The following is a 20,182-nucleotide window of genomic DNA, read 5'->3' as shown; positions in this document are numbered from 1 at the left end:
AGCAACCAAAGACGATAACATCTATCTGTATCATATTCTTACAATAGTACAATATTCTTTATACGGCCTACAGTTTGGGCAGCTAGATGAGTCGTCTTCTCGTAAACGACTCATTTGGTTGTCAATCATTTTGTTTGATATTGGAGCTTTACTTTTATCGCTCACAATCCAGCCCTGGACCCAATATAATTCGTATGCAATTACGATTTTTAATGTATTAATGGCTTTATTGTCAGGTCATTACCTTTTTCGAGTTTTTATGGATATAAAAGTTCTGGCGTTAGAGCGAGATGCTATGTTCTGGATTGCTGCAGGTTTATTTTTTACATCACTGGGTAATTTTTTTGTACAGGGTTTAATGCAACATTTGATTAGCAGCTCGGGCCCTTACGCATTAACGGTTTATTGGATTCATGAGTTAATGGATTGTTTATTGTTTGCCTTTTTTTTACGGGCTTTATATGTCTACTTGCGATATTCGCAGAACAGTAACAGGCCGTAAGCAATATGTCTAATAATGCACCTGATGTTATCCTAATTATCTCAATAGGCACGTTGGTTTTTCTTTTATTAGGAGGCTTTATTACATTATTACTCTTCCTGTATAAGCAACGGTACAAAACACATCAACAGGAATTAATTACGATTGAGGAAATCAATCGACGCAAACTTCTTCAGTCGGAACTCGATACGCAAAATCAGACCCTTCAGCAGATTGCGCACGAGCTTCACGATAATATTGGACAACTGCTGAGCGTAGTTGTCATGCGTCTGAATACGATAGAAGACGAAACGACTGAAGCCGCTACGGAACAATCTGTTCAGCAAACGCGCGACTTAGTTCGAACCGTTATTACAGACGTTCGGATGATGTCGAAAACGCTTGATTATGACACCGTTAAGCGGTTTGGTTTGCTACCTAGTTTGACGCTTGAACTGGAGCGAATTGAACGGGCAGGCCGCCTAAAAACGCAGTTAAATACCGTTGGCGAACCCTATTCATTGGAGAAGCAAACCGAAATGGTCTTGTTACGGATGACGCAGGAAGCGCTCAATAATGCCATTAAACATGCCCAGGCTAAAACCCTGACCGTTAAACTAGATTATAGCGCCAACCCATTCACATTATCGATTTCCGACGATGGCCGGGGGTTTGTTGTATCAGAAGCGATGAATCGAACAATCGATCAGGCAGGGTCTGGTTTGGGTAATCTTCAGCATAGAGCAGGCCTACTTGGCGGCACTTGTACCATTACGAGTCAACCCGGCGTTGGCACCTGCATTGAAATTCGGATGCCTGGTAATCAACCCAGTTAACCAATACCAGAAAATACATTAAAATAATTAGATGTATTTTTTGCATTCATTGGTTTAGGACTATACTTTTCAGGTAGCAACCACGTGCCTTCCCTCTATGTCTGTATCCATTGCCATTGTCGACGATCATCGTCTGGTAGCCGAAGGGCTATCCAACCTGATCCAAAAAATTGACGAATATAGTGTTCTATTGGTCGCTGAAAATGGCCGTGACCTGCTCGATCAATTAAGCCGGAATGATCAAGTTCCTGATATTGCCCTGCTCGACCTAAGTATGCCCATTATGGATGGTTTCGAGACGGCGTTGCAGCTTCGACAGCTTTACCCAACTGTACGCGTACTGGCTTTGTCAATGACCGACCGAGAAGATCATATTGTTCGGATGGTGCGTAATGGTGCCCGCGGTTATTTACTGAAAGATTGTCGCCCTTCCGAATTCCGTCAGGCGTTGAATGATGTCATGACCAAAGGCTACTATTATTCCGACTTTCTGACAACCAAACTGATTCATAATCTTAATACGCCCAATGGGCAGAGCGCAGTTGCCAGTTTCAACCTGAATGATCGTGAATACGAATTTTTGAAAATAGCCTGTAGCGAACTGACCTACGCCGAGATCGCTGATCAAATGTGCGTAGCTACCCGAACCGTAGATGGGTATCGGGAAGTGGTTTTTCAGAAAATGAATGTGAAAACGCGCGTCGGAATGGTCATTGAGGCTGTGCGTCATGGATTGGTCACTTTTTGATCCTTCCTACTCCACCTATCTTTGTAGAAATCTTTAGCGTCATGCAATTGCTTTTTCACCGGATTGATCTCCGCCTGAATCATACATTTACGATTGCCCACGATAGTCGCGACGTTCAGCCAACGCTCATTGTCGAACTGCGCGATGGGGCTTACCAGGGTTTTGGTGAGGCTACGGCTACTCATTACTATGGTGTCACCATAGAGGGTATGGTCGCTGCGCTCGAAGCCATCAGGTCCCAAATTGAAGCGCATAGCTTAAAGGACCCAGAACAATTTTGGGCGGATATGCAGCCACATCTGGCCGAAAATCCGTTTGCTCTCTGTGCGCTTGATCAGGCGGCCTGGGATGTATGGGCTAAGCGAAAAGGTCAGCCGCTTTACAAAATCTGGAATCTCGACCCCGTTAATTGTCCCCCAACCGATTATACGATTGGATTGGATACGCCCCAGAAGATGGTCGAGAAAATGCAGGAGCGCCCCTGGCCGCTGTATAAAATTAAACTTGGTCGTCCTGATGAAGATATAAACCTGGTTCAGTCGTTACGGCAGCACACCGATGCCCTCTTTCGGGTAGATGCTAACTGCGGCTGGTCGGCAGATGAGGCCATTGCCAAGTCGAAGTTATTGCGTAACCTGAATGTTGAATTTATTGAACAGCCGCTGCCTGCCAATGATTGGGAAGGGGCGAAGCAGGTTTATGAACAGAGCGTCCTACCGATTATTGCCGATGAAAGCTGCATTGTCGAGGCCGATGTTGACCGATGCGCGGGTTATTTTCACGGGGTAAATATCAAACTAACCAAGTGCGGAGGCATAACGCCCGCCCGACGAATGATTGCCCGTGCCCGTGCGTTGGGCTTACAGGTCATGGTAGGTTGCATGACCGAGTCGAGTGTAGGTATTTCGGCCATAGCTCAATTGCTGCCTTTGCTCGATTATGCCGATTTAGATGGCGCTATGTTGATTGCGAACGATCCGGCTACCGGCGTTACCTTTGCGAATGGAAAGGTTGTTTACCCCAACGAGAACGGCACCGGCGTACGATTATTAGCAACAGAATGAGTAAGAGCGTAACAGGACGAACGATTGAAAATTTCGAAATCAGTCACCTTCCCAACCGAACGATTACCCACAACGAAAAGAAGTATCGCTTTTTTAGCGGCACAGCTTACCTGGGGTTGCCCCAAAATCCATCTTACCATCAGCTAATGCTGGCGGCCATTAGCCAATACGGAACCGTTTTCGGCAGTTCACGGAATGGCAATTTACGGCTCGGTATTTACGAAGAAGCTGAGACTAAATTGGCATCTGATATTGGCGCTGAGGCTGCGTTGACTGTATCGTCGGGTATGATGGCGGGGCAGGTTGTTATAAACTGGCTACGTGGACAGAGCGTTACGTTCGTGTATGCCCCCAACGCGCATCCGGCCCTCTGGCACGAACCTGTGGTTAAGTTGCCGTCAATGTCTTTCGATGAATGGACGTCGCAACTCTTGGATCAACTGCAAACACTTCCGGTTGGCCCAGTGGCCATTTTGACCAATTCGATTGAGGCCGTTCGTTCAGACTATTATGATTTTAATTGGGTTAGTGAGCTGCCTGATGACCGACCTATCATACTGGTTGTGGACGATTCGCATGGGTTGGGTGTGCTTAATCAGAGACGGGGCATTTGGCCGCAAATCAGCCATAAACCGAACGTTCGTTTGCTAGGTACAGCGTCTTTAGCGAAGGCAATGGGCATGCCAGGTGGCGTTATTTTCGGGGATGCTGATTTATTGGCCAACCTGCGTCGTACCGCTTTTTTCGGGGCTTGCTCGCCTATGCCCCCCGCGAATTTAGCAGCCTACTTACAGGCCGATGCGCTCTATGCTGAGGGGTATGAACGCCTACAGCAAAACATTCTTCTTGCCGAGAAGCTCTTGCTGCCAACCGGTTTATTTCGGCATGCAACAGGCTATCCGGTTTTCTTCACTGAGCAGGATGATCTATATGCCTATCTGCTCGATCATGACATTCTGATTTATTCATTTGCCTACCCCACGGCCAATGATCGGGCCAATACGCGAATTGTTATCAGCGCTTTTCATACTGCTGAAGATATTCAGGAACTGGCCGAGCGAGTTGGAGAGTTTGTTACGCGGTCGTAGCGCGGGTTTCCACCCGCGTTACTTCAATCCCTCCAAAAATTTCAAACTAGCGGGCATCTGCTCCATCGAACGGGAGGATTCGTCTTCGATGAAAAAGTGTTTGACTCCCGATTTTTTGGCTTGTTTCATAATAGCGGCAATGCCCACATCGCCCTGGCCAAGCACAACATTCGATTCTACATCCGAATGACCTGTTTGGCTATCAGGAGTGCCGGGTTTCCGGTCTTTGAGGTGCATCAGTAGGAAGCGTTTGGGATACTTCTGTAACAGCGCGACCGGGTCATAGCCTGGCGATTTCACCCAGAACACATCCATTTCGAAATGAACGGCTTTCGGATCGAGATTTTCGGCCAGATAATCGAAAAAAGTGCCATCCTGGTAAATCTGAAATTCGTAGCCGTGATTGTGGTAGCAGAAGGTTAAGTCGTTATCAGCCAATAGCTTTCCGGCGGTGTTGAATACATCAATGGCCCGATCGGCATCCTGTACTGTAAATTTATCGCCAGCGTGAGGAATCCAGGTACAGACAATGTATTTTACGCCCAGCGCCTTCGCTTCGGCAATAATCTTCGGTACATTTGAATCCAAATCCTCGAAACTTGCTCCCGTGCTAATCGCTTTTATACCATTCTGATCCAGTAATTGACGGAAATCGGGTAAGCTAAGCCCGTAAGTGCCTGCAATTTCGGCTTCCCGAAAGCCCATTTCTTTCACTTTGGCCATCGTACCCGGAACATCTTTAGCAAACTGAGTACGAAAACTGTACAATTGCAGACCGACTGGAGCCGGTTTCTGAGCCTGAGCAGCTAGGCCCCACAAAAGCAGGCCAGTCAATAGAAGGGTAGAGGGAGCTTTCATGGATGGAGGATTTGGAATTGTTTTAGTTGTTCAAGGTTTCAAGTTCAAAGTTGTTCACAATCAACTATCTACCCGTTTGGGTTGTGAACGTACTTTCGAAAATCTTGTCGGCATTGCCTGTTTCGAAACCTTCGCGCCGGTGCTGCCGAGTGATCTGATCAGCGGGTAAGTCGCGAAACGGAGGGAGCACACGCCGTTCGGCAAATTCCACGTAAGAACCTGCAATGCGGAACACATCGCCCCCGGCAAATTCAGCGTCGATTAGTTGCGCTACCGTTGATGCCTGTCGCAAATCGCCGTCCGGACTAACTTTGATGGTGCCCCCTGCCGAGTTGAGTCGGAAACCCCGGCTTTCCAGAAAGGCAACGTACTCATCGATGGTGTTATAACCCTGTTTCAGATTATGAACGCTGATGGTGAAGTGGTTCAGGTAATAACGGTTATAAATTACCCAGGCGGCATATTCGCTCTCGGCCAACAGAGTTTGATAATCACTTAGTGTGGGCGTTTCCCAAAGCGGCTGGTGCAGAAACTGATCGACAGCATTGGCATCGTCCAGATCCAGCGAATCAACCGGGTCGCTAGTGACCGTGTCGGTATAGCGGTGAATGATCTGTTGGGCTTCTTCGGAAAGTTCGTGAACGCGGAGTTCACTCGCAAAAATGCGCGGATAATGGGGTTCGGGCGGACTGTACCAGTAGGCCGTTAATTTCTTACCCGTGAAGTTGAACTCGTCGCGTTTCTCGTAGCCGTAATGAAGAAAAATCTTCTCGAATGAGGCAATGCCGAGATTGGGTACACCCATTGTTCGGAACGCAATGTGGTCATTCTCGATCTCGTTTGGCGATTGAATAATACCCGCGTCGAGCATGGCGTTAATAACGTTCTGTACATCAGGAACGCGCTCACTGTATCGGCGCATCAGCCCGCCAAGCACACCGTCAAGCGTTTTTTTGGATGAAGTGGTCATAATTGAGGTTTGAATTTTTGGTTTCAGGTATAAGGTTTACGGTATTTGGTTTGCAGTATATGGTTGGTTGACGCGAGAATAGTGATACGTCAATTCACCGTACACCCCAAACCGAATACCGTAAATGCCTAATTATCTGCCCAAAGACTTCTGGCCAGTAGCACATCTTTTCCCGATTCGGGGTGTAAAATCCGATGCAGAAATGCCTGTGGGCTTTCAATAACTGATTGAATCTGCAATTGATCCTGCCAGTGACTTTCGGTTCGGTAAACTAAATCAATTTCGGCTAATTTCCGCGTTTTTAACGTTTCTGTACTCATTGCTTCGAGTAGCCATTCAACATAAGCCACATTATTGACATGTTGATTCTGGTCGATGCTTAGCCAGCCTACTTCTATGTCTTTGGTGTGAGTTGGGTTAAAATCTGCCGATTGGAAAATGGGTCTGGAAGATAATTTCCCTATCGGAGCAACAGTCGTTTTAGGAAGGTCTGTCGGCGGACTTAACCTACGGATAAAATCGGGGAGCGTTACCATCGATCGTTTTTCCATACTAAACACGAGCCACGTGCTGGCGGCATCGGCGAGCAGTGTTCCATCTTCGGCCAGTACCTGGAAATCACGATAGATAAAATATTTCTCGACCTCAGTAGGGTAGGTCATTACCCGAATTGTCTGGCCATAGCGTGGGTACTCGTGCATCCGTAGTCGAAAGCGCATAAGCATCCAGCCAAAACCGCGTTCGGCCAAATCGGAAATGCCGATGCCATAGTCGATAGCGTTCCGATTCGCGGACTCCTGCATCAGGTTCATGAGGGCTGGAATACTCATCCGGCCGAACGCGTCGCATTCGTAACCGCGTACTGTAAAGGTGTCTGTTTGGATAAAGGCCATGCCGTAAAGGTACAAAGGCATCGCTTTTATTTTGGGCGTGTCAGGCTGGCAGGTTAATTATAGCGAAATAGATCGTCGCCAACCAGATAATTTAGTTCTTCATAAGCGCTGATTCGGTCGGCTTTCAGACGGTTGAGTTGGCGAACGCTGTCATTGTAGGATTCAATCAGGTCGACGAATTCGAGAAGGGTCAGATTCCCTTTTTGAAAACTGGTAATAACGCCCCGGTTCAGTTCGTCGAATTGATCGGTGAATGACCGCTCGACAGATTGCACGCGTCGTTCAACTTCCCGGACTTTTTCCAGTGAGGTAGCTATTTCATTCCTGACCTGAACGACTTTCTGGTGTTGTAACTGACTCTGGTAACTAATCTGGCTACGAGCCGCCCGAATGGCCCCCTGGTTTCGGTTAAAAACCGGAATATCGGCCGAAACCGAAAGACCGACGTAGTTTTGAATATAACTGCCTGCCTGATCATAGGTGCCACCTACGCGCAAGTCTGGAACAGCTAGTGCTTTCTGCAGATTGTAATTCAATTCGGCTTGCCGAATAAGTGATTCCGACCCTTTCAGATCGGGGCGACTTCGGAGAGCCATTTGCTGGAGCGTGTCATCGGATTGGGTTGGCAAATGATAGCGCGGTATCGTTGCATCCCGAACCCGTGGCCGGATGGGCTGATCGACCGATAGAAGCGTGCGTAATGCCCGCTGATCGTCGGCCAGTTGGAAGATAATTTCGGTTCGGTCGTTGTTGAGCTGAAAGAGCAAGGCTTTAAGCCGAAGCAATTCCCGAAGCGAAATGTTGTTTCGTTGGTACTGTGTTTCGTAGGCCGATACGATTGTTTCAAGCATTGAAATCTGCTGATTGAACCGATTCAGTGTCAGTTGCTGAAAATAGACAGAGTAAAACCGGCTCCGCAGATCAAAACGCAGACCACGTAGTAAATCCCGTAATTCCAATTCAGTCAGACGAGCAGCTTCGGATGCCAGTGCGATCCGTTTGTTGCGTTTACCAGCCGTGTAGAGTAGCTGTTGCACCGAAACGATTTTCTCCCCTTGCTTACCAATGTCCAATACTCGCCGGGTCTCGTTATTGAACGTGCTGACCTCTAACGAGACGTTTGGATTGTCGTATAAGCTGGTCTGCAACACCTGCGCCTGACTGGCATCGATTCGAAACCGTTCTGCTAGTAGCAATAAATTGTTTTTGAGAAACAGACTGTCGGCCTGTCGAAGCGTGATGAAGAGGGAGTCCTGTGCTCGAAGAGGCTTGGTACACAGAAAAGACAGAGAACAAACGAACAGAATCAGCAGTAGCCGCATTGGTTTCATAAGTAGGGCTACAAATTTCCTCAACTTATATTAATCAAAGCTTAAAACCGTATTAAAGGGAATTTATAAAAAGATTAGAAAATTATTAGAAGCTTGCCTTGGGTTGATCTAGAGCTACCTATTTTTTGTCATTCTGACGAAGGAAGAATCTCAATCAAATAAGCAAATTTAGATTGACTAATCTCGGCCTGTGTGACCCCGATGGGGTCAGATGTTTATAGTAAATGAGCCCTTTCTATAGACATTTGACCCCATCGGGGTCACACAAAAAATGAAAAGAAACACTTAAATCGCGTCAACGTGCTGACATTATGCGCAGCTAGTAATTATCGTCAATTGTGGCTGAGGGCGCGTTATTTTTCACGGATTCAATACCATTATCGCGCCCAGTTGCACTTTCGTACATCTGACTTGTTCCGATGATTTGCCCATTGGTGGCTTTTAAATTGAAATAGTATTTACCGTTGGTCGACTCTTTTCGGGCGAATTGGCCATCGTTCGGCGCGTTATTTTTGACAGACTCAATACCGTTCATGCAGCCAGCTTTGCTGGTATAGCCTTCGCTGGTAAGAATGACCTGGCCATTGTCGGCTTTTAAGTTGAAATAGAACTGATCATTAGTGGCTTTTGTCACAACAAATTTTCTCATGACGTACAGGTTTTAGGTTATCACTAGTTTCCATGTCGTCGTAATAAACGCACATAGAAAGTTGCTATCCGCCCTAAAACGCATACTTATGTGGCTTCTACTTATTCGTAAATACAATTCGTTGTGAGGTAGTTAGCTGAGGTGTGAAGGCAGTACCAGGAATTACAAATGAGGAAGTGAAACCGTAAATGTACTACCCTCGCCTAATTGGCTGTTAACGGTCATTGTACCGTGATGAAGCTCAATCAGCTTCGCGCAAATGGATAGCCCAATGCCAAATCCCTGATAATTCAGCGCGTTGGTCGATCGGTAGAATGGCTCAAAAATATGCGCCTGGTCATGTTCTGACATGCCAATCCCCTTGTCCTGAATGGCAATTCGGCAATATTGACTATCAGTACTGATCCGAACCTGAGCAGTGTGATCGGACGAGTATTTGCAGGCATTGTCAAACAAATTGAGCATAACCTGTTTGAGCAGGCTTTCATTTGCCTTGACGAGTGTTTCGGTTTCGGTTTCGGGGATATTACTATAATCAATAGCGATTCGGTAATTGGGCTTCGCGCTTACAAGTTCATCTTTGGCTAGAAAAACAACGTCGTCGACCCGAATGGATTGAAACGAAACCTGATTACTTGTTTCCAGCGTTCGGGCCAGCAACAGTAAGCTATTGGTCAGGCCAATGAGTCGGTCAGTATCCGACAGAAGGTTGGTTAATATTTCTTCCGATTCTGGTGCGGTGAGTGGCCGCCGTAAACCCAGTTGAATTTCTGATTTCAATGCGGCCAGCGGTGTTCGGAGTTCGTGTGAAGCATGGGATACAAAACTCCGTTGTTGTTCAAACGCCTGATACAGCCGATGCAGTACATCGTTGAAATTCATTGCCAGCCGGGCAATCTCATCCTGCCGATTGCCCTCGTCTAATCGCTGCTGCAGATTGGAGGCTGTAATGGTTGATACCTGCTGATTGATCTGACTGATCGGCTGTAAAGACTGCCCGGCAAAGAAAATACCCAGGCCGATGGTGATGCCTATACCTGCTAATAATCCCCAACCTAATGTAAGGCGAAGGTTTTCTAGTTTGCTTTTTCCGAACTGATCATAAGCAGAAGCCAGCACAACCAAATCGCGGCCATTCTGTCGGTACAGCAATCCGATCAGTTCATTGTGCCCACTAAAGGTTTCAATTTCCTTTTTTTGTCGGACCTCATCCAGTAAGGTGGCTTTGAAATAAATCACCTGATCATCGACACTTGAATAGATCAGGCGATTCTTGGCATCAAAAATCAATACCTTCTCATCGATAAGCGCCGTAAGGGTATTGCGGTCAATGATTTTAAGTAACTCCCGATCGACTTCTTTCACCTCAATCAAAAAACGAACAGTCGTTCGGGCTTTATTTTTTAGGCGATCATAAAATTCCTCTCGCCGATAGGTTGCCGACACCAGGTATATCAGTACCGAAAACACAATCAGAATAGAAGCAACAATGAGCGAGAACTGAAGGGCGATGCGATTACGAATGGTCATGGGGGTGGGGGTTGGCGTGGAGCGTGGAGCGCGGGGCAGGGAAAAGGCTACGGACCATTTTACTCCCTGCCCCGCGCTCCCCGCTCCACGCAATTACTCCTCTTTCAATACATAACCCATACCAGGGCGGGTATGAATTAGCTTAGGCTCAAAATCTCGATCGATTTTCTTGCGCAGATAATTGACGTATACTTCTACGACATTGGTACCTGGGTCGAAATTAAGATTCCACACGGTTTCGGCAATATCCAATTTCGATAGCACCCGGCCTTTGTTCCGAATCAGGTATTCCAGTAAGGCAAATTCACGCGCTGTCAAGTCAATCAGTACATTGTCCCGGCGAACTTCTTTGAGGGTCAGATTAACGGTTAAGTTAGCCACCTGGCAGATGTCTTCGGCAACGGCGTCGGTAAGTAAGGCCGATCGCCGAAAACAGGTTGCTACCCGAGCCAGTAATTCACGAAAATCGAACGGTTTGACCAGGTAATCGTCGGCACCCAGCGCTAACCCCTCAACTTTGTCTTCAATTTCACCGAGAGCCGTAAGCATGATGATCGGGAGTTGGGGTTTCTCCGCCCGAACGCTTCGACACACTTCAAACCCACTCAACCCAGGTAGGTTGATGTCTAAAATCAATAGGTCTATTCCTGTTTGTAACGCAATCTGGCGACCATTCAATCCCTCATACACTACTTCGGTTGCATAACCTTCTTCCTGAAGGCCTCGGCTTATATTCTGGGCAATGCGTCGGTCGTCTTCAATGATCAGGATTTTTTTCATGCCTGTAGGGTTGAGAAAACTAAACGCTAAGGGCGCGTTTAAATTGACGAGATTACAAACCTATAAGGTTTCAAAAACCTTATAGGTTTAAAAAAGAACTCCCCTGCTACGGTTACCGCAACAGGGGAGTTCTGTATCAACTGGAAATGTCTTACTTCGTACCGTACCGTTTGCGGAACTTGTCCACACGACCAGCTGTATCAAGCAGTACGTTTTTGCCCGTGTAGAATGGGTGCGACTGCGAGCTAACTTCGATCTTAACGAGCGGATAGGTCTTTCCTTCGAACTCGATGCTGTCTCTGGTTTGAACTGTTGAGCGCGTCAGAAATTTATAGTCGCTTGACAGGTCGTGGAATACCACTTCGCGGTAATCCGGGTGAATGCCCTTTTTCATGATTATCTTCTGTTTCTTATCATCTTCTCGGTTTCCGACCGAAAAGGATTGCAAAGGTACGGTGTTTTATCAGGATTGCCAAGCCTTTTTATGGGTTCTTTTGTGGGTTGATAACGAACCGATTAAAGGAGAACCGTTGCCTAATAATTCGGTAATATACGCTTGTCCTGTGCCTGTTTCTTTTTAGCTTTCCGATGCAATACGCTTCTTCCACGGAATGGTGCTGCCAACGTTTGGCCTCTCTTCCAATCTATAAAAACGCTTTTTTTAATTTCTTAGAATATCTCTCGGGTGGGGTATTGTTAAGTCGCTAATGCTGACGACTTAACAATTTCTTAACCTGCCCACAGAGTTGAACGTTTCAAGGATTTGCAAAAATGCCCGAACCTTCCGGGTTGCTTTTCCGTCTTTTTCAAAAGAACTTTAGAACGCCATCCTGCCACGCTTCAGCCTAACGCCTGAAGTTCGGTTTTTTGGTTACTTTTTCAAGGGTCTTCGTACCTGAACAACTAAAAATAAACTGCCTCTATAATTAACCATCGTATAACCTACATCTCAACCGTAACATGTCCTACAGTCAACATTTTTCCATACTTAACTAGCCAAACTACGTATGTACGTTATCAAACGCGACGGTCGCCGGGAGTCCGTCAAGTTCGACAAAATCACCGCTCGCATCGAGAAGCTGTGCTATGGCCTTGACCCCGCCTATGTACAACCCGTTGAAGTAGCCGTAAAAGTTGTAAGTGGTCTGTACGATGGTGTAAAAACCACCGAACTCGACAATCTGGCCGCTGAAACAGCTGCTTCGATGACGACCAAGCATCCAGATTATGCCATTCTGGCCGCTCGGATTGCGATCTCGAACCTGCACAAAGAGACCAACAAATCGTTCTCTGGAACGATCAAGAAATTATATCAGTACGAAGACCCCAAAACCGGCGAAAACGCATCACTGATTTCTAAAGAGGTATATGATGTAGTACGGCAACATGCAGCGTTGCTGGATTCAACGATCATTTACGATCGGGATTATGGCTATGATTATTTTGGCTATAAAACCCTCGAAAAATCATATCTGCTAAAACTCGATGGTCGGATTGCCGAACGTCCGCAGCACATGCTGATGCGTGTGGCCGTCGGAATCCATATGGAAGACGTTGATGCGGCTATCGAAACCTATAATTTGCTTTCCGAAAAATGGTTTACGCACGCAACCCCGACGTTGTTCAACGCCGGAACGCCGAAACCACAGATGTCGAGTTGCTTCCTGCTGACGATGAAGGACGACTCTATCGACGGAATTTATGATACACTGAAACAAACTGCCAAAATTTCACAGTCGGCAGGTGGTATTGGGCTGAGCATTCACAACGTTCGGGCTACGGGAACCTACATCAAAGGCACCAATGGAACCAGCAACGGGATTGTACCAATGCTGCGCGTGTTCAACGACACGGCTCGTTACGTAGATCAGGGTGGTGGTAAACGCAAAGGTTCGTTTGCGATTTATCTGGAACCCTGGCATGCCGATATCTTTGATTTCCTCGATCTGAAAAAGAACTCGGGTAAAGAAGAAGTTCGCGCCCGGGATTTGTTCTACGCGCTTTGGACGCCCGATCTGTTTATGAAGCGGGTAGAAGCCGATGACGTTTGGTCGTTGTTCTGCCCACATGAGTGCCCCGGTCTGGCCGATTGCTATGGCGACGAGTTCGAAGCCCTATATGAGCGTTACGAACGCGAAGGTCGTGCTCGTCGGACGATAAAAGCGCAGGAATTGTGGTTCAAAATTCTGGAATCGCAAACGGAAACCGGTACGCCTTACATGCTGTACAAGGATGCCGCGAACAAGAAGTCGAACCAGAAGAACCTGGGTACTATCAAGTCTTCGAACCTGTGTACCGAGATCATCGAGTACACGGCTCCTGACGAAATTGCGGTGTGTAACCTGGCTTCGATTGCCCTGCCGAAGTTCATCAAGCGTGATCCAGACGGCATCATGCGCTTCGATCACCAGAAGTTGTACGAAGTGACCAAAACGGCCACCCGCAACCTCAACAAGATCATCGACATCAACTACTACCCAGTTGAAGAAGCTCGTCGAAGCAACATGCGCCATCGGCCAATTGGTCTGGGCGTGCAGGGCTTAGCAGATGCCTTCATCATGCTGCGGATGCCGTTTGAATCGGAAGAAGCGCGTCGGTTGAACGAAGATATTTTCGAGACGATCTATTTTGGCGCCATGACTTCGTCGATGGAGCAGGCGAAAGAATACGGCCCATACGAAACCTGGAAAGGCTCACCGATTTCGGAAGGCAAGTTCCAGTTTGATATGTGGGGGGTAAAACCAAAATCGGGTCGCTGGGATTGGGAAAGCCTGCGGAAAGACGTTGTAGAGCATGGCGTTCGGAACTCGCTGTTGCTGGCCCCAATGCCAACCGCGTCGACCTCGCAGATTCTGGGTAACAACGAGTGTTTTGAGCCGTACACGAGCAACATCTACACCCGTCGCGTATTATCGGGCGAGTTCGTAGTTGTGAACAAGCATCTGTTAAAAGACCTTGTGAAACTGGGCTTGTGGAACGATGCGATGAAGAATAACCTGATTCTGGCCAACGGCTCGATTCAGCAGATTCCGAATATTCCGCAGAACATCAAAGATCTGTACAAAACGGTTTGGGAGATTAAGCAGAAGCACATCATCGACATGGCCGCCGACCGGGGCGCGTACATTTGTCAGTCGCAGTCGCTGAACATCCACATTCAGGATTCGAACTTCGGTAAACTGACATCGATGCACTTCTATGCGTGGAAAGCGGGTCTGAAAACGGGTATGTACTACCTCCGTACGAAAGCCGCTGCCGATGCTGTGAAGTTCACCGTTGTTCAGCCGCAAGCCGAACCACAACTGGAAGCCGTTATGACCGAAGCCGCTCCCGTTGAGAAACCGCTCGATTACGTACAGTACGCCAAGGAGCACGCGCAAAACGCAGCTCCACAGCCTGTACCCATGGTAACGGATCTGGAACAACAATATGCCGCCATGACCTGCTCACTCGACGACCCAGAAGGTTGCGAGATGTGTGGAAGCTAGTTTGGTTCCAAGTTTAAGGTTTCAAGTTTCAAACTCCCGGCTGTGGTTAACATGGCCGGGAGTTGTGTTTTGGCCTTTGTCGGGCGTAATCCAAGCTACGTTTGCCATTAGCTATTACCTAACCCGTGTTGGTACATAAACTATTCTTGTTGAAAATTCAGAAGTTTTCCGGGGGCATTTATCATTTAGTTAACGGTCTTATACCTAAATTTGTGTTTTGTAAAAGCAATAAAGATTACATATTGGTATATTAATTATATTTTTTATTCCTTATATTACATGCTATAAAATTTAGTCATAATGAGTTGGGACAAAGCGTATTATCAAAACTTGCTACGTCATTTAGAATATACACAACTAGAAGCTGTTGGTGAACTGTTACAAATAGAGTTAGCGATATACGATATACGGAAGTTACTACAAGAAATGCGGGAAATAGATGAATATGACAATCCGAGGTTAGATGACTTGAAATCGGGTCTTGGGCGGTTGCGAAAGAAACATGAAATCTTAGCACACGAAATTGAAGACTTGGAATTAGATATTTCTCACGCTAAATTTATGATAGAGAATTTAAGCCGAAATTCAGATGACGGGCAATAACCAAGATAGAGTTGAAGCAGTAGCTAAGAAAGGCGAAGCTATTACTGCGAATGCATTGGCGAAGGCCGACAGTCTGCTGGCTAAAACAGCTACCTTGCGCCATCAGGTCAATCGGTTGAAAGACGAGCTGGCGGAAGAGATTGCTAATGCAGAACAGAAAAAACGGCCTGCTTAATAAGAAGTTATAAGCATGTAATATAACCCGCAAAAGCCTATTCAGCAGGTTTTGCGGGTTTTTATTTAATTCATAGGCTTAGGTGTGGAATTCGCCACTCAATAGTCTCATTATATAATAATCGGCTGCTATGAGAAAAACCTTCCAATTACTGATAATCCCCCTGACTATCCTAAGCCTGTTTGCGTGCGGTCAGCAGCCACTTGACAGAAAATATAATAGCACAACTATGTGGTTTGATATTCGGGAGGGATCAAAGCCCAAGAATGACTCGCTGAATCATGAACTGTGTAATCAGGCAGTTGCTGACAATACCAAACGGGGGGTGAAAAATGACGGCTTTACCTATCGGGAGTTAATTGATCAGGGGTATGAGTTGCTGGCTAAAGCACACTCGAAGGCTTATGCGGATAGTGTGCGGGAAGCCCATAAGTAAGGGCATTAATACCAGACTACAACTAAACTCACTTCAACAACTCCGCCAATTGCGACTTCACCAGATTAATACGTGCCAGGTAAAGATGATCGTCGGACGAAAGCAAACGGGTTCGGCGCAGGTTCGGTAAGCGTAAAGTCTCCGCAGCGTACCAATCCATCAATGCATCAACCTGAGTTAAGGATTGGCGTAAATCAAAGTTCAGGGCCGAATTGATGCTCACCACTTTCTTGCTGGCGGCTATACCCTCCGTTGCCGGAATACGCTGGTAGTCGACGGATAAGGTATTGGTAAATAAATTCTCGTCGCCATAAAGTACTCGTCCATTCACAATCGTACAACGCACATCCGAATCATTCTGCGTTTGCAAAGCCGTTAAGGCCGATTGCCGGGCTGATTGTTTGCGTAAAATAAAGAAATCGGCATTGTGGCCCGTTTCAATAACGCCCGCCTTTACGTTGCCTAACGCAGTTGCTGGATTCTGGGTAATCATCGCCAGTAGTTGGGCATTGCTAACATCGAGCGATAACGCATCGCAGAAATGGCGGGCAAACTTCAGCTCATCCCAGACATGTTTGCTGCCGCTTGGCGCCCAGTCGGAACCGAGGCAAACGTTGATGCCATGATCCAGCAGGGTTTTTACAGGAATAGTGTCGCGATATAGAATTAAATTGGAGACCGGCGACCAAACGATGCTGATGTGATTGTCGCGCAGGAAATCGAGCGTGGTGGAGTCGGAATAATCCAAACCACAGGCATGAGTCAGGGTTAAATTGGCGGTTTTTAGAAATTCCGGATTTGGAAGCTGGGAAAGCGCTTTCCGAAACTCAACAAACTCTCGTCGACTAAAGCCATCGGGTTTTCCTCGCTGGAGGTAACCTGCTCGCCCTTCGGCAATGTGGGCAATGGAAGCATAATAGCGGTTATTGCCGTTTTGGACTGATGTCAGAAAATCGTCGAAACTGGGATGCCGCATCATGGGCCAGGCCGATGTATCGTCATTGGCGTGGAGTGGGCTGCTGGGCGGATCGAAATCCGGTCCCGGCTTCACAAAATCGACGACGGAGAACACTTTCTTCGTGCCAGGAAGACCCAGTTCGTCGGGGGCGCCCGTATTCCGAACAATGAAGCTGGGTAAGCTGCCATTATTCTCTAGTTTGATCGTTTGCTGCATGAGCGTTGTACCACCTGCCACGGCTTGTAATTCCGTGATGACCCCGTGCATTTTTTGGACTTCGCTGATGGCTGACCTCGCCGAAACGGTTGGAGATGCTCGCTGATTTTCGGCTGTGAGCGATTGCCCACTAAGATTGATGAAGCCGGGATAGTCTTTCACCCAACGGGCTTCAATATACTCTTTGAAATTTTTTATCTCCCGAATGTACTGGTCGTTTATCCGCCACTGATACCGGTTGCTCCATACGGCCGGACTTTGCCAGAGCGGAAAAACATTGTATTCTGAATGGACGTGTAAATTGATTAAACCGGGAAAAACAACCTCATTGTCGGCTATCTCAATCAGGATTAAATCCGGGAGCGATAAGGGTACTTTACCCGCCTGAATCGCGCTGATTTTGCCATTTTGGACAAGTATCGTTTTAACTGATTCGCGGCCCTGTGCATCAACCATGTTTCCCATGATGCACAACGGACGACCAGACGAAGAGACCATACTGATTTTGTTGTAGTTTGCCTTTTTTGGATAATCTACTAGATAATATTGAATAAATAGGGATTCGGGATAGATTAGTTGGTATTGTCGGTCCTCTTGCCGTATTTCGATATAACACGCATCGACTTCACTCTGACCATGACTACCCAACAGATAAATCGATTAGAACGAAACCTACAACATACAAAGACGCTTGTTAGGGCTGTTTGCTGGCTGATAATCATGACCCTGGCTAAACAGGCGTCGGCCCAGAAACTGAGCGTTGCCCAAATGGACGCACTGGTTGAAAAGCAGCTCTGGCCCGCCATCGATGAACTGAGTGAGTATGTGTCGTACCCTAACGATGCGGTGAGTGCTGAAGATATCGCCAAAAATATCGCTTGGACTGAAAAGGCGTTTGCCAAACGGGGCTTTCAGACAACGGTTCTTAAAACAAGCAGTTTGCCGTTGGTTCTGGCCGAAAAAATAGTACCCAAAGCAACCCAAACCGTTTTGTTCTATTTCCATCTGGATGGCCAACCAGTGCGGCCTGCTGAGTGGAGTCAGAAAGACCCTTGGGTGACGGTCCTCAAGGAGAAAACCGGCGCTGCTTATAAAGATTTGGGTGGCGGTATACCTAAAACAACTGTAAACGATGAATGGCGTTTGTTTGGTCGATCAACATCGGACGATAAGGGGCCGATTATCATGATGTTGAAAGCATTGGATATCGCTCAGATGGAAAAACAAACTCCGCCTTTTAATGTCAAGATTATCATTGATACGGAGGAAGAGAAGGGCTCGTCGGGACTAAAAAGTGCTTTGGATTCCTATAAAGAGAAATTGAAAGCCGATTACATGATTGTGATGGATGGCCCCATGCACTCATCCAATATCCCCACGCTAACGTTTGGTTGCCGGGGTAATGCCGGTTTCACCATGACAACCTATGGTGCTATTACACAACAGCACAGTGGTCATTTTGGGAATTATTCACCCAATCCGGCCTTTCGGCTGGCCCGACTTATTACGTCCATGAAAGATGAGCAGGGTAGGGTATTGATTCCGGGTTTCTACGACGGAATTGCCTTTGATGAAGCCACTAAAAAAATCATGGCTGCCGTACCCGATAATAAACGGGATATCAACAAGACCCTGCAGATTGCTGACGAAGAAAAAGTGGGCGCGAATTATCAGGAGTCGCTCCAGTACCCGTCTTTGAATATCCGGGGTATGAAAGCTGCTGTGGTTGGTAAAGGCTCCGGTACCATTATTCCCGAAGAAGCCGTCGCGAGTTTCGATATCCGGTTGGTGCCCGAAACGGATGGCAAACGAATGGTGGATCTGGTTCGGAAACACATTGAAAAACAGGGCTTCACCGTGCTGGACCACGTACCGACAACCGAAGAGCGGCTGAAGTATTCTCAAATCGTTTTCTTTGAGGGAAGCCCCGGCACACCTGCCTTTCGGACGGACATCAATGCCCCGATGGGAAATTGGCTGCGAAAAGCGGTGACGAGTGGATTCGGGAAAGACCCCGTTATTATTCGGATTATGGGCGGTACAGTGCCCGTCGTACCGTTTATTCAGGCGTTGAAAGTTCCGGCCGTAATTGTACCACTAGTCAACATGGATAACAACCAGCATAGCCCGAATGAAAACCTGCGCTTGGGAAATCTGCGAACAGGAATCAAAACCTGTCTGGCTATTCTGACGACCCCATTGCCGTAGCCATCATTGATAGTACGTTTGTCATTCCGACGAAAGGAGGAATCTCAACTTCTATATTAGTCAAGCTTGAGATTCCTCCTTTCGTCGGAATGACAAAAACTATATTTGACAACTATGAAAACCCTGATCCTTCTGCTTACGACTCTATTAACTACGGCTGCCATTGCTCAATCGTCTTTTTCTGACCAGCTTGCCAAACACCGGGAGAAATACAAAAAGGATTTGCTTAAATCGGCCGGTGGACCGTTGGCGTCGGAAGAAGAGTTAGCGTTTGTCCAGTTTTACGCACCTGACTCGACTTATCGCGTAACGGCTACGGTGCAGCTAACGCCCAAAGCCGAACCGTTCGAGATGCCAACGTATAACGGTATGACCCGCCCGCATGTGTCCTACGCAATCCTGTCGTTTGTGCTTGATGGCAAGCCTCAACAACTGACCTTGTATCGTAATCTAAACGTGATTCGAATGCCCGAGTACCGCGACTATTTATTCCTTCCGTTCAAAGATGCTACATCGGGCCAGGAAACTTACGGCGGTGGGCGTTACATCGACTTTCGTACGGGAGATGTTCAGAACGGACAACTGATTATTGATTTCAATAAAGCTTACAACCCGTACTGTGCCTTTCATGAGGGCTATCCGTGCCCAATTCCACCCAAACAGAACCAACTGTCCGTAGCCGTACCCGTTGGCGAAAAAGCGTACGGAAAAGCTCATTAACGGGTATATACTACGGTATCGTTTAGGTTCACGCCGTGCTTCTGTATGAACTGAAGGGACATTAAATGTCTTGAAAATCAGTTGATTTAGGGCCGTATGGGCTTATAATAGGCTATAATTGGCCCTCCATTGTACTCACTCATTTATGAT

19 protein-coding genes are annotated in these 20,182 nt (G+C 47.1%); 10 read left to right on the top strand and 9 right to left on the bottom strand.

Going from position 1 to position 20,182, the window contains the following annotated elements:
• Positions 1-507 precede the first annotated feature (507 nt).
• From ACYVGR_RS36865 to ACYVGR_RS36850, 4 genes are all read left to right on the top strand, one after another.
• Positions 508-1,317, top strand: a complete 810-nt coding sequence (locus tag ACYVGR_RS36865) for a sensor histidine kinase (protein WP_460965807.1) — start codon at positions 508-510, stop codon at positions 1,315-1,317.
• A gap of 97 nt (positions 1,318-1,414) precedes the next feature.
• Complete coding sequence (locus ACYVGR_RS36860; protein WP_460965805.1) at positions 1,415-2,065, top strand: response regulator; 651 nt, start codon at positions 1,415-1,417, stop codon at positions 2,063-2,065.
• Positions 2,066-2,106: 41 nt separating this feature from the next.
• On the top strand, positions 2,107-3,129 hold the full coding sequence (locus ACYVGR_RS36855; protein WP_460965803.1) for a dipeptide epimerase: 1,023 nt from the start codon (positions 2,107-2,109) through the stop codon (positions 3,127-3,129).
• The gene (locus ACYVGR_RS36850; protein WP_460965801.1) at positions 3,126-4,217 is read left to right on the top strand and encodes an aminotransferase class I/II-fold pyridoxal phosphate-dependent enzyme; all 1,092 of its coding nucleotides are present in this window, start codon (positions 3,126-3,128) and stop codon (positions 4,215-4,217) included. The genes ACYVGR_RS36855 and ACYVGR_RS36850 overlap by 4 nt, the downstream gene beginning before the upstream one ends.
• A gap of 18 nt (positions 4,218-4,235) precedes the next feature.
• On the opposite strand, the gene ACYVGR_RS36845 is transcribed toward ACYVGR_RS36850, so the two are convergent.
• The 8 genes from ACYVGR_RS36845 to ACYVGR_RS36810 form a co-directional block, all read right to left on the bottom strand.
• Positions 4,236-5,075, bottom strand: a complete 840-nt coding sequence (locus ACYVGR_RS36845) for a sugar phosphate isomerase/epimerase family protein (protein WP_460965799.1) — start codon at positions 5,073-5,075, stop codon at positions 4,236-4,238.
• Between the two features lie 64 nt (positions 5,076-5,139).
• Entirely contained in the window at positions 5,140-6,045 is a 906-nt protein-coding gene (locus ACYVGR_RS36840) for a 2-oxoadipate dioxygenase/decarboxylase family protein (protein ID WP_460965797.1), read from the bottom strand.
• A gap of 128 nt (positions 6,046-6,173) precedes the next feature.
• Positions 6,174-6,959 carry an acyl-[acyl-carrier-protein] thioesterase gene (locus ACYVGR_RS36835; RefSeq protein ID WP_460965795.1) on the bottom strand — a complete coding sequence of 262 codons (786 nt, stop codon included), beginning with the start codon at positions 6,957-6,959 and terminating at the stop codon, positions 6,174-6,176.
• A 32-nt stretch (positions 6,960-6,991) separates the two neighbouring features.
• Complete coding sequence (locus ACYVGR_RS36830; RefSeq protein ID WP_460965842.1) at positions 6,992-8,260, bottom strand: TolC family protein; 1,269 nt, start codon at positions 8,258-8,260, stop codon at positions 6,992-6,994.
• Positions 8,261-8,588: 328 nt separating this feature from the next.
• Positions 8,589-8,918 carry a YegP family protein gene (locus ACYVGR_RS36825; protein ID WP_460965793.1) on the bottom strand — a complete coding sequence of 110 codons (330 nt, stop codon included), beginning with the start codon at positions 8,916-8,918 and terminating at the stop codon, positions 8,589-8,591.
• A 162-nt stretch (positions 8,919-9,080) separates the two neighbouring features.
• Positions 9,081-10,448, bottom strand: a complete 1,368-nt coding sequence (locus ACYVGR_RS36820) for a sensor histidine kinase (RefSeq protein WP_460965791.1) — start codon at positions 10,446-10,448, stop codon at positions 9,081-9,083.
• Between the two features lie 93 nt (positions 10,449-10,541).
• A complete protein-coding gene (locus tag ACYVGR_RS36815; protein WP_182457788.1) occupies positions 10,542-11,228 on the bottom strand; it encodes a response regulator in 687 nt (228 codons plus the stop codon).
• A 151-nt stretch (positions 11,229-11,379) separates the two neighbouring features.
• A complete protein-coding gene (locus ACYVGR_RS36810) occupies positions 11,380-11,622 on the bottom strand; it encodes a type B 50S ribosomal protein L31 (RefSeq protein WP_182457787.1) in 243 nt (80 codons plus the stop codon).
• A gap of 613 nt (positions 11,623-12,235) precedes the next feature.
• Here ACYVGR_RS36810 and ACYVGR_RS36805 point away from each other — a divergent pair.
• From ACYVGR_RS36805 to ACYVGR_RS36790, 4 genes are all read left to right on the top strand, one after another.
• Positions 12,236-14,716 carry a ribonucleoside-diphosphate reductase subunit alpha gene (locus ACYVGR_RS36805; protein WP_460965789.1) on the top strand — a complete coding sequence of 827 codons (2,481 nt, stop codon included), beginning with the start codon at positions 12,236-12,238 and terminating at the stop codon, positions 14,714-14,716.
• A 300-nt stretch (positions 14,717-15,016) separates the two neighbouring features.
• Entirely contained in the window at positions 15,017-15,319 is a 303-nt protein-coding gene (locus ACYVGR_RS36800; protein ID WP_460965787.1) for a hypothetical protein, read from the top strand.
• Positions 15,306-15,494 carry a hypothetical protein gene (locus ACYVGR_RS36795; protein ID WP_460965785.1) on the top strand — a complete coding sequence of 63 codons (189 nt, stop codon included), beginning with the start codon at positions 15,306-15,308 and terminating at the stop codon, positions 15,492-15,494. Before ACYVGR_RS36800 ends, ACYVGR_RS36795 begins: the two co-directional genes overlap by 14 nt.
• 130 nt (positions 15,495-15,624) lie before the next feature.
• On the top strand, positions 15,625-15,930 hold the full coding sequence (locus ACYVGR_RS36790) for a hypothetical protein (protein ID WP_460965783.1): 306 nt from the start codon (positions 15,625-15,627) through the stop codon (positions 15,928-15,930).
• A gap of 28 nt (positions 15,931-15,958) precedes the next feature.
• Here ACYVGR_RS36790 and ACYVGR_RS36785 read toward each other — a convergent pair whose 3' ends face one another.
• Positions 15,959-17,602 (bottom strand): amidohydrolase family protein, encoded by a 1,644-nt coding sequence (locus ACYVGR_RS36785; protein WP_460965781.1) that lies wholly within the window; start codon positions 17,600-17,602, stop codon positions 15,959-15,961.
• 222 nt (positions 17,603-17,824) lie between these two features.
• On the opposite strand from ACYVGR_RS36785, the gene ACYVGR_RS36780 reads away from it, so the two are divergent.
• A complete protein-coding gene (locus ACYVGR_RS36780) occupies positions 17,825-19,312 on the top strand; it encodes a M20/M25/M40 family metallo-hydrolase (RefSeq protein ID WP_460965779.1) in 1,488 nt (495 codons plus the stop codon).
• A gap of 114 nt (positions 19,313-19,426) precedes the next feature.
• Positions 19,427-20,032, top strand: coding sequence for a DUF1684 domain-containing protein (locus ACYVGR_RS36775; protein ID WP_460965778.1), 606 nt, complete (start codon positions 19,427-19,429; stop codon positions 20,030-20,032).
• The last annotated feature ends 150 nt before the right edge of the window (positions 20,033-20,182 follow it).

The sequence above is a fragment of the Spirosoma litoris genome, assembly GCF_054776755.1.
Note: the sequence above shows the minus strand (reverse complement) of the source record. Positions and strands in the feature narration are given on the sequence as shown.